The sequence below is a fragment of the Pseudoalteromonas sp. BSi20429 genome (assembly GCF_000238895.1).
Classification (GTDB): Bacteria; Pseudomonadota; Gammaproteobacteria; order Enterobacterales; family Alteromonadaceae; genus Pseudoalteromonas; species Pseudoalteromonas arctica.
Map to the genome: position 1 here is coordinate 28,417 of NZ_BADV01000006.1, position 14,480 is coordinate 42,896.

Sequence of the window (14,480 nt, forward strand, 5' to 3'; positions counted from 1 at the left end):
GTAGGCTAAGTGTACTTACAGAGCTTTAGTCCATCAAGTATGTTTTAAAGCTTGCCAAAATTGCTCGTCAGCGACTATTTCGCCGTTTTCATCAAGTGCAGGATAAGGTAATTTTTTTTGTTTACATTGCCTTGCGATAATAGGGTGGCAGCCTTCAAAGTAAAGTGGATGTTTAACTTCGGCGCTCAACATATCTCTATTATATAAACCAGCCAGCTCGCGTTGGCGCTGTGCTTCAAACAATATTAGCGCAGCAGCAACCGAAACATTTAGCGATTGCACCATGCCTTGCATTGGAATAATAATATTTTGATCGGCATATTCTAGGGCTTTTTCTGATATCCCTGTTTTTTCTTGTCCAACAATAATAGCCGTTGGCTTGGTGTAATCTACTTCTCTAAAATCAACGGCATCTTCTGATAAGTGAGTCGCTAGTATTTGTATTTCTGGATTGCGTTCACGCATTGCAGTAACTGCATCATCAATATTTCTATGCAGGTGCGTTTCTAGCCAGTTTTTACTGCCACCTGAGGTATTATTTGTTAGCCATTTTTGCTTTTCAGGCCATACAGCATGTACGTGATGGCAACCAACCGCATCAGCACTTCGTACTATTGCAGATAAGTTATGGTGTTTGTGCACGTCTTCTAAACACACGGTTAGGTCTGTTTGACGGCGCGAAAGTACGTCTTCGATTCTTTGATAGCGAGTTTGCTGCATGGTTATCCTCTTTTTTCGGCAATTATACGAGATTTTTGCAGTTAAGGCATTACCGTACGGCTAATTGGGTTTTGTAGAGAAATAAGTGTTTCTGTTGACTGAATGGCTTCTATTGCCTGTATTTTATTAATCAGCACATCTTGTAAGTGATCAATGGACTTTGTCATTACCTTTATAAATATGCTGTAGTTACCTGTTGTGTAATAAGCCTCTACCACTTCCTCCAATGCTTCTAGCTTTATAAGCGTTTGCGGGTAATCACGTGCGTTATTTAAATTAATACCTATAAAGCAGCATACATCGTAGCCTAGCTGTTTAGTATTAATCGTTAATTGGGTGCCTGTAATGATCCCTGCTTGCTTCATTTTTTCAATTCTTACGTGAATTGTCCCTGCGCTTACATTAAATCTTTTTGCTAATTCGGCATACGCAGTACGGGCATTTGCCATTAACGCATGAAGTATCTGTTTATCGAGATTATCGATTAAATAATTTTCCATTATATATTTGTCATAAAATTATCGAATATATGGTTTTTATACCACTTAATTAATGGTTTTTATATATTAAAGCTATTTTTGTTATGGGATGTTGAGTTAATCCTTTAAATCGTTACATTAACTTCATTAATGGCGCTAGTTAGAGCGCTTTTTATCAATTAAGCAAGTAACAATAACTGGGAATGAGGCCAATTATTATGAGTTCACACTATGTGCAGCAACAGCAGCAAATAAGTAAAGTTAAGCAATTTTTTTCACAACAACTAGAAACCCAACTTGGGCTGGTTGAGGTTCAAGCCCCAATTTTGGCTAAGGTTGGCGACGGTACGCAAGATAACTTAAGCGGCCATGAAAACGCAGTTGCTGTAAATGTGAAAGCGATTACAGATAGCCGCTACGAAGTGGTGCATTCACTGGCTAAGTGGAAACGTAAAACACTGGCAACTTATGGCTTTAGTGTTGGTGAGGGTATTTACACTCAAATGAAAGCTTTGCGCCCAGATGAAGATTCATTAAGCCCTATTCATTCTGTATATGTTGATCAGTGGGATTGGGAAAAAGTAATTAGCGAAACGACAGAGCGTTCGCTGGCAACACTAAAGCAAACTGTTCAATCTATTTATAAAGGGATAAAAGAGACGGAAGCTTTTGTAAGAGAGTCTTATGGCTTAACGCCTTTTTTACCGGACGATATTAAGTTTGTGCAAAGTGAAGAGCTACGTAAAATGTATCCTGACTTTAGTGCTAAGCAACGCGAAAAAGCCATTGCACAAGAATATGGTGCTGTATTTTTGATTGGTATTGGTGGCGCGCTTGGAGATGGCAAAATTCATGATGTAAGAGCCCCAGATTACGATGATTGGTCTACGCCAACATGCGATCAATATATGGGTTTAAATGGTGATATTTTAGTATGGAACCCAGTACTTGAAGATGCATTTGAAATATCATCAATGGGTATACGTGTAAGCCCTGAGGTTTTAAAAGCGCAGTTAAGTACAACTGGAGATGAAGACCGCTTAGAGTTTGATTGGCATAAAGCGCTACTACAAAGTAAATTTCCGCAAACGATTGGCGGTGGAATAGGGCAGTCTCGCTTGGCTATGCTATTGCTACAAAAGCAGCATATTGGCCAAGTACAAGTGGGTGTATGGCCAAGTCAAACTTATGATACGGTAAGTGGCTTACTTTAAATTGTAAAAAAGTGAGTTAATTTGAGTGCTCAATAGAGCACTCAATTTTTTAGTGTGTTTTAAACTCTATTTCAATTTTATTATTTAAAAGTTTAACGTTGCACGGAGGGTAATTGCGGATTGTTTTAAGTACTTTATCAAAAATATGAATCTCTACACCTGAATGCAAAACAGAATTCACCGTTAAATTAGCGTCGCTAAGTAAATCGTGTAAGTCGTGATCTAAGTTTGAAAGACGTTTTTCTAATAGCTCTGCTTGCTCACAGTAATGTTTTTGAGTAGCTCCAATTTTAGTAATTAATATTTTCTTCTTTTCGGCATCCTTCACTAAATCAGTTTTTTCTAGCGCTGCTTGCAGCGTATCTAATTGTGCATCTGTTTTAGCTAAGTCTTTAAAGCAATTATCAGTATCCGCTGTTATTTCAGCGCCAGAAGCCGCTAGGTTAATAATCATTTTAGCGCCTGATTCATTCCCTATTTCGCCAGCAATGAGAGTTGTTGCATCAAGTATTTCACCCCCAAATATTTTACCCTTAGGTAAGTCGGATTGGCCTACTTGCAGTAAGCGCTTAGCTTTTATTACACAATGGCTTGTTTGGCGATCAATAAAAATATTATTTGCATCGAGGTAACAATACTGTGAGTGAGATACATGAATATCACCTAGCGCAATTAGCTTGCAAGAAAGTGACTTACTATCCATTTTTTGATGGCCAATAATGCCTTGTTTAACCGTGATGTTTCCGCCTGCAGTAAGCTCGCCAGATTCAACCGTGCCAAATATAGTAATATCGCCTTTGGCAGTTACTTTCATCCCTGGGTCTATATTGCGAGTAACAATAACACTGCCTTGAAAGTCAATATGGCCGCTTTTTACATTTACATCTGAAATGGTAAAAATATCGTCGACACGCATACCATTATTAATTTCAACCGGAACACCAGCAATAGTAGAGACTAACTCAAGCGGATTCATTTTTGATATTTCAGTGCCTTCGCCGGCGACTAATTGTTTATTTTCTCCGGGTTTTGCGGGCAGTATGTCACCTATTACAGTAAAACCTTCTTTACCGGGAGTTGCTGGTTGCTGGCGAATAAGCACAGAGCCAGGTTCTACGCTTGCAAGCTTGCCAAAGTCGCGCATATCCACACTGCCATCTTCTTTGAGCTTGGGCGCTTTTAAACGGTCTTTTAAAGTCTCTACGGTTGTTATTAGTTTAGTGGCTAAACCATCGCTTGGGAGCCTACCTTTAGCTAATATCCCCTTAACGACAGATCCCGCAGAGTGTTCAGATTGTTTTTGTAGCAGCTGTTCTAAAAAAGCTTGTTTATACCCACGTACAATACCTGCTTTAACGAGTTGTTTTTTTGCATCTTCTAAGCTTAATAACTTTCCACCTTGGGCAAGCGTTAGCTCGCCAATGGCCAGCATTTTATCGTCGCTAATTGTTACATTTAAAGTGGCATTGTGTTTTGTTGCTACAACGAGAGTTTGTTGTGTGTTTTCGTTTTTAAAAAAATCATTAATAGCGTCATGATCTATTTTACAGTCGCAAAAAGCTGACTTTTCGAGAGCCTCTAAAATAAATGCAGCGCTGGGAGGAATATGTTCTTTTACATCAAGTAAAACATTTCCATTGTTGGCAAGCTTAAACACGAGTTAATCCTTTTTTACTACTTAAGTTAAGTTTGTTTTTTAAAACACAACTACAGATTGCTAGAAATTTACATTTGAGTCAAGAAGTCAGATAAAACGAAGTGTGGAGCGAAAAATAAAGGCTATAGAGAAGCTCTATAGCCTGTAATACTTAATTGGTAGAAGGTAATTCCATTATTCCGTCTATTTCAACTTGTGCACCTTTTGGTAGTGCACGAACACCTAATGCAGCTCTAGCTGGGTAAGGTTGTTTAAAGTATTGGCTCATCACTTCATTTACAGTGGCGAAGTTAGATAGATCAGTTAGGTAAATATTGATTTTAACTAAATCGTGAATTTTTCCGCCTGCTTCTTCACATACCGCAGCAATATTTTTAAATACTTGATGCGTTTGCTCGCTAAAATCTTCTGAAATCATTTCCATCGTTTCTGGAACTAATGGAATTTGACCAGATAAATAAACAGCGGTACCTACTTTAACTGCTTGGCTGTAAGTACCAATAGCTGCAGGTGCTTTGTCGGTAGAGATAAATGCTTTATTCATGTGTTTCCTATTTTATTTTTTACGATAGACTTTTTGTACATCAGGCATAACGCGAATGCGGCGCATAATGTTAGCAACGTGGATACGGTTTTTAACGGTAACCCCTAAATCTATCACGTATAAATTACTTTCTTTTTCATCGGTGGCAATTTCGACAATATTGGCTTGGGTTGTAGCGACAACATTGGTTAGCTTAGCTAACGCGCCTTGATGGTTAATAATTTCAACTCTCAGAGCTGCAATATATTCTTTTTCTGGGTTATCGTCCCATTTTACAACTAAGTATTTAGAACGCTCATTTTCCCAACCACGAATATTTTTACATTCTTGGCGGTGAACGGTCAGGCCCTTACCTTGGCTTATATGAGCCGTAATGGCATCGCCTGGTACAGGTCGGCAACACTTAGAGTAATTCACTAACATGCCTTCAGTACCAATAATGGTCGCTTTAGCTTGGCTTGTTATATCAGTTAAATCGTCATTGTCATTTTGCAATAAGCGCTTGGCAATTAACATACTCATTAAGTTACCAGAGCCAATTTCTACAAGTAATTCAAGAAGCGTAGTTAGTTCGTGCTCTTCAAGTACTCTCGCTATATTTTCATCAGCAATGCTATCTAGTTTGTTTTCGCCTAATGCCGAATCAAGTAAACGACGCCCTAAAAGCATAGCTTCTTCATGATGCTGGCTTCTAAGGTAATTACGAACACCTAAGCGTGCTTTACCAGTAACAATAAAGTTTAGCCATGTTGCATTAGGGTGGGCACCTGAGCTTGTTATTATCTCTATGGTTTGCCCTGTATCTAATGGCCTACTTAAAGGATGTGGCTTGCGATTAACGCGAGCGCCTACACAAGTGTTGCCTACATCAGTATGAACCGCATACGCAAAATCGACTGCGGTAGCGCCCATTGGTAGCTCAACAATACGACCATCAGGTGTAAATACGTAAATTTCTTCTGGGAATAGCTCAGTTTTTACGTTTTCAATAAATTCAAACGATGAACCCGCACTTTGCTGAAGCTCCAATAAGCTTTGCATCCATTGGCGAGCACGTTGCTGCGAAGTATTACCGGCACCATCACCTGATTTTTTATACATCCAGTGCGCCGCTACACCTTTGTCGGCCATCTGATCCATATCGTGAGTACGAATCTGAATCTCAACAGGTATTCCGTGTGGGCCAACTAATGAAGTATGAAGCGATTGGTAACCATTAGTTTTTGGTACAGCAATATAATCTTTAAAGCGTGTTTCTATAGGCTTATAAAGACTATGAGCCACACCTAATACGCGATAACACGTATCCATAGAATCAACTGCAATTCTAAACGCGTAAATATCCATAACTTCGTTAAATAGCAGTTCTTTATTAAGCATTTTTTTATAAATACTATATAAATGTTTCTCACGGCCTGACACAGTCGCTTTAATGCCTGACTCTTCAAGACGTGCTTCTATTTCATGTTGGATATTAGTGATAACTTCTTTGCGATTACCACGTGCTTTAGCTACTTCAGATTTAAGTGCGCGATGACGCATAGGATATAAAGCTTGAAAACCTAAGTCTTCAAGCTCATTTTTAATATCGTGAATACCTAAGCGGTTTGCTATTGGCGCGTAAATCTCAAGCGTTTCACGTGCTATTCTGCGGCGCTTATCTGGGCGCAGTGCCCCTAAAGTACGCATATTGTGCGTTCTATCAGCAAGCTTGATTAAAATAACTCGAATATCCTGAGTCATTGCCATAATCATTTTGCGGTAGTTTTCAGCTTGGAATTCTTTTTTATCTTTAAAGCTGAGCTTATCGAGCTTACTTACACCTTCAACGAGTTCTGCCACAGTTTCGCCAAAAATTTCGGCTAAATCTTGTTGGCTAAAATCAGTATCTTCAATTACATCATGCATTAGCGCGGCCATGAGCGTTTCATGGTCAAGATGCATGCCTGCAAGAATTTGGGTTACTTCTACTGGATGAGTTATGTAAGGTTCGCCACTTGAGCGAGTTTGTCCTTCATGGGCCTCTCGGGCTACCACGTAAGATTTTTGAACCAGCTCTACATCAGCAGCGGGCAAGTATTCTGAAATTTTCTTTTTAAGACCTTCAAAAAGATACATTCACACTCCAATGTTCTAGGGCCTGTTGACCTTTCAGGATTAAAATTTGTTCAATCTAGGGGCGATTTAATCGCGGCGCGAGGTTTTTAGCCTAGCGGGCTAAGTAAAAATCGAGCAACAAAGAGTAAATTGCCCCTAGGCAGAACCCTTTGGGCAGCGCATGTTTTGCATTTATGCTGCGTTATCGCCTATTTATGGGAAATAACCACACTACATAGACTCTGCCTTGCCTAAATACCAAGCATACTGCTGCAAATTTAACCTCGAAAGATAAACAGGCCCTAGTGAAGCAAATTAGGTAAGCTACGAATATACGATGAAATGAAAGGATTGCCAACGGCTATAGTAGAAATACTGCGCCGTTGGCTAAATCAGACCGGGAGGTCGATTATTGGTTGCCACCAACAATGGCAGCAACAGCAGCTAATTCTGCTGCTTCTTGGTGTTGTTGTTCTTCACGGTCAATTAAGTCCATTGAAGCGCTATCAACTAAACCTAATTCAATTTCACGTAAAGCAACTACCGTTGGCTTATCGTTTTCAGGGTCTACTAGTGGAGTTTTACCACCAACAGCAATTTGGCGGGCACGACGAGCCGCAACTAAAATTAAGTCAAAACGATTACCAACTGCATCTACTGCATCTTCAACTGTTACGCGGGCCATCACAGCACTCCAAAAATAATTTAAAAGCAAAGACGTAGTTTACTCCAAGGAGCCACTTTCGCCAATAGCCAGTGTTCAATTTTTATCAGTTTTACTTGCCTAAGCCTAATTTAAGTAAGCTTAAATTATTTAAGCAGACTATTTAGTAAAACTTGATGACGATCTTCTTGCGCTTTTAGTGTTAAGCGTTGAGCCATTACAATCATTTCTATGTCGGCAAGTGCGCTCTCAAAGTCATCATTAACAATTACAAAGTCGTATTCGTTATAATGTGATGTTTCAGATTGTGCTTTTGCCATACGAGAGGCAATAACCTCAGCCGAATCTTGGCCACGGTTATTTAAGCGTTGTTCTAATTCTTCTTTTGAAGGCGGTAGAATAAAAATAGTTTGTACGCTTGGCATAATTTTGCGCACTTGTTGCGCGCCTTGCCAATCAATATCTAAAAACACATCAATACCCGCATCAAGTTGCGACTCAATAGCCTGCTTTGATGTGCCGTAGTAATTATCGAATACTTGAGCCCATTCAAAAAAGTCATCTTTGGCAATAAGCGCTTTAAATTCGTCTGTAGATACAAAGTGATAATGCACGCCATTTTCTTCACCTGGGCGAGGGGCGCGAGTTGTATGTGATACAGATACTTTCATGTCAGCGTGTTTTTTTAATAACGCATTGATTAAGCTTGATTTACCAGCACCAGAAGGGGCTGACAAAATAAATAAGTTACCGCGAGTTTGTGCCATGTTTTTCTCTACCTAAAAATAAACAGGCTTGGGTTACAAGTAAGCCAAGCCTTTAATTAACTGTATTGTACTTTAATTAGCTCACCTTGCTCAAGTGAGCCATGCTCAAATTGAAGTGGCAGTGTTTTACTAAGTTAGACTTTAAATAAAATTACAGTTTAAAATTGCCTACAGAACTAGCCGCTAGATATAAGTATTTGATAAGGTGAAGTATCACCTATTAAAGGAGCCGTCATGCTCAATAAAACTTTATTTACCGCACAACAAGTAAGAGACAATGAAGCTTTAGCGGCTAAAAATAGTCATTGTGATTTATTTACCCTAATGCAGCGTGCAGGCGAGGCTGTATATAAGCAATGGCAGTTATTTGATGCACAGCATACATTAGTCATTGTTGGCCATGGTAACAACGCTGGAGACGGTTACGTTGTAGCTAGGCTTATTATGCAATCAGGTAAAAAGGTAACAGTATGCGCAGCTGAGCCTAATAAAGTATTAACTGGTGATGCAGCAAAAGCGCAGCAGCTATGGATAGAAGCGGGTGGGGTTGTTTCTCATTTTACAAAAGACACTCTTAATAAGTGCGATATAGTTATTGATGCGCTCCTTGGTACTGGGCTTAATAGCGCCGTACGCGATAATTTTGCGAATATAATTAACGCTGTAAATAACAGTGGTAAGCCCGTAATAAGCATTGATATTCCATCAGGCATTGAAGCAAATACAGGACAGCCTTTAGGGTGCGCAGTACAAGCGACTTCAACCGTTACTTTTGTAGGTATAAAGCAAGGGCTCACAACGACGGCAGGTAAACAATATAGCGGTAAGTTAGTATTTGATGATTTAGCAATTGGTGATGCGTTTACTTGTATCGCTCAATCTTCAGGAACCCTTGTTAATATCAATAGCTTTAAAGGAATAGCCACGCGGGCAATCAATAGTCACAAAGGAAGCCATGGCAAGCTTTTATGTGTTGGTGGCAATCAAGGTACTGCAGGTGCAATTAGGTTAAGTAGTGAAGCAGCTCTTAGAACGGGTGCTGGCATGGTAAGAGTGTATACACACGAAAGCTCAATAACGCCTATTAGTATTGGTAGACCAGAACTTATGGTAAGCAGTAATAACTTACATCAAGCGCTAGAGTGGGCAAGCTGCGTTGTTATTGGCCCAGGGCTTGGGCAAGACGAGTGGGCACAACAAACATTCGATGAAGTAATGCAATATTGCCAAAACAATAAAATGCCTTTGGTTATAGATGCAGATGCCCTTAATTTACTGGCTAAGCAAGCTTCATCATACACGTTAGAGCAATGCGTACTTACTCCACATCCCGGCGAAGCTTCGCGACTGCTAAGTGTTAGCACCAGCGAAATCGAATCTGATCGTTTTAATTATGCTCGCCTTTGCGCCAAGCGCTATACCGCGACTTGTGTATTAAAAGGCGCTGGAACATTAATAGATAATGCTGAGCACACGTGGGTATGTGAAGATGGTAACCCAGCACTCGCAGTTGGCGGTAGTGGCGATGTACTCACTGGTATTATTGGGGCATTACTTGCTCAAGGTTTAAATATTGATGAAGCAGCACGCTATGGTATAACCCTGCACGCTAAAGCCGGTGATATCGCAAGTGAGCGAGATGGGCAAAGGGGAATGCTACCCAGTGATCTATTCCCAATTGTAAGGGAGTTAGTAAATAAAGTGACGTGAGTTTAAGCGTCACTCAACTATCAGTGTTCGGCTTTAAATTGTGGAACGTTATTGCACCCACTAAAAAGCATACACCTACATAAAGCCAAACACTGCTCGCTATAATATTCCACGTATCGGCTCGTATTAATGCAGGGATAATTATTAAGCTTCGTATGATACACAAGGTTGCAATAGCAATTAAAGCGGTTCTAGTAAGTACTATGTTACGCACTAAGCCAATTGCTGATAAGGCGAATGCAGTACAGGCAAACATGAGTCCAGCTATTGCAATACTACCTAAAGGCGCAAGGAATGTACCTTGCTGTGATGATTCTATTATTTGTATTGGGGCGCGAGCAAATATAAACCAACTAGTGCCACCCCATATACAAAGTAAATGCCATACAGCCGCTGCAGATGCAATAACTCCTGCGCTTAATAAAAATTTTGCTTTTATATTTAACAGCATTTTATCTCACTGATTATTAAGCTGTAATAAATCCCATTTTGTACCATACAAGTCTTCAAAAACCGCTACGGTGCCATAGGGTTCTACTCTAGGCTCTTCGTTAAATGTAACGCCTTTAAAAAGCATTAAATTATAATCTCGCCAAAAGTCATCGGTATGCAAAAATAAAAACACGCGACCACCCGTTTGATTACCAATAGCACTCATCTGTTCAGGCGTTGTGGCTTTAGCAAGCAGTAGATTAGTCCTGCTCGAATTAGTCCCATTTGAACTAGCCCCGTTTGAATTTGGAGGTGAAATCAACACCCAGCGTTTACCCTCTCCTAAATCAGTATCCTCCACTAACTCAAAGTTAAGCTTTTGAGTATAAAACTCAATTGCCTCGTCGTAGTCCTTAACAACTAATGCAATGCTGCCAATATGCTGTTGAACGTTAGTCATGTTTAGCTCACTCCGTACTATTAAATAAATGTGCTTTTTATCATATTTAGTAAACGATTACGCAGGTATATGCCCGCAGTATGTAATATGAATTAACTTACGAGTTCGTCTTCATCATCGGGTGGATCACCTGAGTCTTCTTTGCGTTTTTTTTGTTCTTGTTTTGCTTTTTGTACATTTTCGTATGTAGGCGGTGGGATAGGAATAATAGAAATAAGCGGAAAGAATGCTAAAAATAAATAAGCCCCCTTAGACATACTTTTACCCCACGTGACCATTTTGAGCATAGCCCAAACTACGAATGAAAATAACCCAGTCACAAGGGCAACAAAAACAAAGAAGATGAATATTCCGTTATTATTTAATAAATCCATTTAATATAAATCTTAGTTATACGTAACTTAGATGTGGGTATAAATTAAACAATATCAATCTGCTTTATAATAAAAAGCAAAACCCAGCCGAGGCTGGGTCTACTTTAAATCGATTTTTAGTACTAAGTGCATAAAGTGTTTATCTGTGTAATTCACCAGCACGTTCTGGTTGATAGGTTACTTCTTTTATTTTTACCTTTATTAAGCCGCCACTCGGTTTAGGCCACTCAATTTCGTCGCCTTGGTTTAGCCCAAGTAATGCGCTACCAACGGGTGATAATATCGATATTTTATCGCCGCTAGAGTCACTGCTCTTTGGGTACACCAAGGTTAACGTAAATTCTTCTTTAGAAGACTCAACAATAAAGTTTACAGTTGAGTTCATCGTTACAACTGACGATGGCATATCTTTAGGTTCGACTATTGTTGCTCGTGCCAGTTCAGCTTCCAATTCTTCTTTATTAGCAAAGCTACCTGCAGGCAATGATTCCATTAAGTCATACAATCTATCTGCATCGAGTGATGAGATGATTAGTTCAGGTTTTTTATTCATCTTAATATCCTTAATAATTTTTAATAAATAAAATTAACTCTGAGTATGGCTTGGCATGCATTTAAGAAGCAAAGGGATACGCGAAGTCATTTTATTAATTAGCCACACCTGTGGCTTTTACTTTATTTGTGCCCAATAGCTAAAAACCCAGCCGAAGCTGGGTTTTTATTTGAGCTAGGTGTTTAGGGGATGATTACATCATGCCGCCCATACCACCCATTCCGCCCATGCCACCCATATCAGCGCCACCAGCTTCATCTTTTGGGATTTCAGCTACCATTGCTTCAGTAGTGATCATTAGACCCGCAATAGACCCTGCAAACTGTAATGCAGAGCGTGTTACTTTAGTTGGATCTAGGATACCCATTTCAATCATGTCGTTGTATTCGCCAGTTGCTGCGTTGTAACCAAAGTTACCGTCGCCGCCTTTAACTGCGTTAATTACAACAGATGCTTCTTCGCCAGCGTTAGTTACGATTTGACGAAGTGGCGCTTCCATCGCACGAAGTGCAACTTTAATACCGTGGTTTTGATCTTCGTTGTCGCCAACTAAATCTACCAGCTTGCTAGCTGCACGTACAAGTGCAACGCCGCCGCCAGGTACTACGCCTTCTTCAACCGCTGCACGAGTTGCATTTAATGCATCTTCAACGCGGTCTTTTTTCTCTTTCATTTCCATTTCAGTAGCAGCACCTACTTTGATTACTGCAACACCGCCAGCTAATTTAGCCATGCGCTCTTGTAGTTTCTCTTTATCGTAGTCTGATGTTGCTTCTTCGATTTGTGCTTTAATTTGTGAAACACGACCGCTAATACCCGCTTCTTCACCAGCACCATCAATGATTGTTGTATCATCTTTAGTGATAATTACGCGCTTAGCTGTACCTAGGTCTTCAACTGTTGCTTTTTCAAGCTCTAAGCCGATTTCTTCAGAAATAACAGTACCGCCAGTTAATACAGCGATATCTTGTAGCATTGCTTTACGACGGTCGCCAAAACCAGGTGCTTTAACTGCTGATACTTTAACAATACCGCGCATGTTATTAACTACTAATGTAGCTAGTGCTTCGCCTTCAAGGTCTTCTGCGATGATTAGTAGTGGTTTGCTTGCTTTAGCAACCGCTTCTAATGTTGGTAATAATTCGCGGATGTTAGATATTTTTTTATCTACAAGTAGAATAAATGGGTTATCTAGTTCAACAGTGCCTTTTTCTGGGCTGTTGATGAAGTAAGGAGATAAGTAACCACGGTCAAACTGCATGCCTTCAACAACATCTAGTTCGTTTTCAAGTGACTGACCTTCTTCTACAGTAATAACACCACTGTTACGGCCTACTTTTTCCATTGCTTGTGCAATGATGTCGCCAATCTCTTTATCAGAGTTAGCTGAAATAGTACCTACTTGTGCAATTGCTTTAGTATCAGAACAAGGAACAGATAACGCTTTAAGCTCTGCAACAGCAGCAATAACTGCTTTGTCGATGCCGCGCTTAAGATCCATTGGGTTCATGCCCGCTGCAACAGCTTTAAGGCCTTCATTAACAATAGACTGTGCAAGTACTGTAGCGGTAGTTGTACCATCGCCGGCTGCATCATTTGCTTTAGATGCAACTTCTTTAACCATTTGTGCGCCCATGTTCTCAAACTTGTCTTCAAGTTCGATTTCTTTTGCTACAGATACACCATCTTTAGTGATAACTGGTGAGCCAAATGATTTATCTAGTACAACGTTACGGCCTTTAGGGCCTAATGTAACTTTTACTGCGTTTGCCAGGATGTTTACGCCAGTTAGCATTTTAGCGCGTGCGTCACCTGCAAAAAGTACTTCTTTTGCTGCCATGTTTTAAATTCCTCTAAATTCTTAAATGTTTATAAACGAAAAGTAGGTTTAGCCTACAATGCCTAAAATATTATCTTCACGCATGATCAGGTACTCTTGACCTTCGATCTTTTCAACTTTTTCAACATATGAGCCAAATAACACAGTGTCACCGGCTTTAACTTCTAACGCTCTCACGTCACCGTTTTCTAAAACGCGACCATTACCTACGGCTACAACTTCTCCGCGAGTTGATTTTTCAGCTGCAGAGCCAGTTAATACAATACCGCCAGCAGATTTTGTTTCTTCTTCTAGACGTTTAACGATTACGCGATCTTGTAAAGGACGAATGTTCATGTTTTTTAGTTCTCCTAACAGTTTCTGAACAGTACAGAAAAAAGCTTTTCTAATTTGCATTCATTAATGGGGGTAGAGTGAAAAATTCCAAGAGAAAAAACGATAAATTTTTAATCTTTTCGCTCATATTCACCATCAATAGTGGTTGGTCGTTCCATTTGCCCTTGCTCTCGTTCAGCATGTTGCTGCCCAGCAAACGGCGATGGCCCTTGTTGCATGCCTGCGCTCATTCTAACAGTTGCTTGGCTAGCAAGGCCTGCAGCCAATTTGTTACGAATTGCAGGGGTTAATAATAGTAGCCCAAATACGTCAGTCATAATGCCAGGAGTAAGGAGTAATACACCTGCAATTACAACGCATATTCCGGTAAATAATTCTTTGGCTGGCATTTGCCCTTGCGCCATTTGCGCTTGTACGTTTTGCAGCGCCCCCATACCTTGTGTTTTAACCATTTTGGCACCTAAAATCGCAGTAATAACAACAAGTGCAATTGTTGCAAATCCGCCAATCACGTCGCTTACTTGAATCAGTAAAGCGATTTCGATAATAGGGATGATAATAAACAACACAAATAAAAATCTAAACATAGCGCTCTCTAAATAATGACACTCAAAAGAGTTGATGAAATATAAA

16 protein-coding genes are annotated in these 14,480 nt (G+C 39.9%); 2 read left to right on the forward strand and 14 right to left on the reverse strand.

What is annotated here, in order from left to right:
- Positions 1–33 precede the first annotated feature (33 nt).
- Both trmH and asnC read right to left on the reverse strand, forming a co-directional pair.
- Positions 34–720, reverse strand: coding sequence for a tRNA (guanosine(18)-2'-O)-methyltransferase TrmH (gene trmH, locus P20429_RS18340; protein WP_007580009.1), 687 nt, complete (start codon positions 718–720; stop codon positions 34–36).
- A gap of 41 nt (positions 721–761) precedes the next feature.
- Positions 762–1,220, reverse strand: coding sequence for a transcriptional regulator AsnC (asnC, locus tag P20429_RS18335; RefSeq protein WP_002958822.1), 459 nt, complete (start codon positions 1,218–1,220; stop codon positions 762–764).
- A 197-nt stretch (positions 1,221–1,417) separates the two neighbouring features.
- On the opposite strand from asnC, the gene asnA reads away from it, so the two are divergent.
- Entirely contained in the window at positions 1,418–2,413 is a 996-nt protein-coding gene (gene asnA / locus P20429_RS18330; protein ID WP_033026202.1) for an aspartate--ammonia ligase, read from the forward strand.
- Between the two features lie 49 nt (positions 2,414–2,462).
- On the opposite strand, the gene P20429_RS18325 is transcribed toward asnA, so the two are convergent.
- The 5 genes from P20429_RS18325 to gmk form a co-directional block, all read right to left on the reverse strand.
- Positions 2,463–4,070, reverse strand: coding sequence for a DUF342 domain-containing protein (locus P20429_RS18325; protein ID WP_007580013.1), 1,608 nt, complete (start codon positions 4,068–4,070; stop codon positions 2,463–2,465).
- 151 nt (positions 4,071–4,221) lie between these two features.
- A complete protein-coding gene (locus P20429_RS18320) occupies positions 4,222–4,614 on the reverse strand; it encodes a RidA family protein (protein ID WP_007580015.1) in 393 nt (130 codons plus the stop codon).
- A gap of 12 nt (positions 4,615–4,626) precedes the next feature.
- Positions 4,627–6,732 carry a bifunctional GTP diphosphokinase/guanosine-3',5'-bis pyrophosphate 3'-pyrophosphohydrolase gene (gene spoT / locus P20429_RS18315; RefSeq protein ID WP_007580016.1) on the reverse strand — a complete coding sequence of 702 codons (2,106 nt, stop codon included), beginning with the start codon at positions 6,730–6,732 and terminating at the stop codon, positions 4,627–4,629.
- Positions 6,733–7,120: 388 nt separating this feature from the next.
- Positions 7,121–7,396, reverse strand: coding sequence for a DNA-directed RNA polymerase subunit omega (gene rpoZ / locus P20429_RS18310; protein ID WP_007378835.1), 276 nt, complete (start codon positions 7,394–7,396; stop codon positions 7,121–7,123).
- 125 nt (positions 7,397–7,521) lie between these two features.
- On the reverse strand, positions 7,522–8,142 hold the full coding sequence (gene gmk, locus P20429_RS18305; protein ID WP_007580018.1) for a guanylate kinase: 621 nt from the start codon (positions 8,140–8,142) through the stop codon (positions 7,522–7,524).
- 234 nt (positions 8,143–8,376) lie between these two features.
- Here gmk and P20429_RS18300 point away from each other — a divergent pair, with 234 nt between their 5' ends.
- Positions 8,377–9,852, forward strand: a complete 1,476-nt coding sequence (locus P20429_RS18300; protein WP_007580020.1) for a bifunctional ADP-dependent NAD(P)H-hydrate dehydratase/NAD(P)H-hydrate epimerase — start codon at positions 8,377–8,379, stop codon at positions 9,850–9,852.
- Between the two features lie 13 nt (positions 9,853–9,865).
- Here P20429_RS18300 and P20429_RS18295 read toward each other — a convergent pair whose 3' ends face one another.
- The 7 genes from P20429_RS18295 to P20429_RS18270 all read right to left on the reverse strand — a co-directional run bounded on the left by P20429_RS18295 (position 9,866) and on the right by P20429_RS18270 (position 14,434).
- Positions 9,866–10,303: a hypothetical protein gene (locus P20429_RS18295; protein WP_007580023.1), complete on the reverse strand. Its 438-nt coding sequence runs from the start codon at positions 10,301–10,303 to the stop codon at positions 9,866–9,868.
- Between the two features lie 6 nt (positions 10,304–10,309).
- Positions 10,310–10,744 (reverse strand): VOC family protein, encoded by a 435-nt coding sequence (locus tag P20429_RS18290; protein WP_007580025.1) that lies wholly within the window; start codon positions 10,742–10,744, stop codon positions 10,310–10,312.
- Positions 10,745–10,836: 92 nt separating this feature from the next.
- Positions 10,837–11,118: a hypothetical protein gene (locus tag P20429_RS19095; protein WP_033026207.1), complete on the reverse strand. Its 282-nt coding sequence runs from the start codon at positions 11,116–11,118 to the stop codon at positions 10,837–10,839.
- Positions 11,119–11,257: 139 nt separating this feature from the next.
- Positions 11,258–11,671 carry a nucleoside diphosphate kinase regulator gene (rnk, locus tag P20429_RS18285; RefSeq protein WP_007580029.1) on the reverse strand — a complete coding sequence of 138 codons (414 nt, stop codon included), beginning with the start codon at positions 11,669–11,671 and terminating at the stop codon, positions 11,258–11,260.
- Between the two features lie 193 nt (positions 11,672–11,864).
- Complete coding sequence (gene groL / locus P20429_RS18280) at positions 11,865–13,511, reverse strand: chaperonin GroEL (RefSeq protein ID WP_007580030.1); 1,647 nt, start codon at positions 13,509–13,511, stop codon at positions 11,865–11,867.
- Positions 13,512–13,559: 48 nt separating this feature from the next.
- The gene (locus P20429_RS18275) at positions 13,560–13,847 is read right to left on the reverse strand and encodes a co-chaperone GroES (RefSeq protein WP_007580032.1); all 288 of its coding nucleotides are present in this window, start codon (positions 13,845–13,847) and stop codon (positions 13,560–13,562) included.
- 110 nt (positions 13,848–13,957) lie between these two features.
- Positions 13,958–14,434, reverse strand: a complete 477-nt coding sequence (locus P20429_RS18270; protein WP_007580034.1) for an FxsA family protein — start codon at positions 14,432–14,434, stop codon at positions 13,958–13,960.
- Between the last annotated feature and the right edge of the window lie 46 nt (positions 14,435–14,480).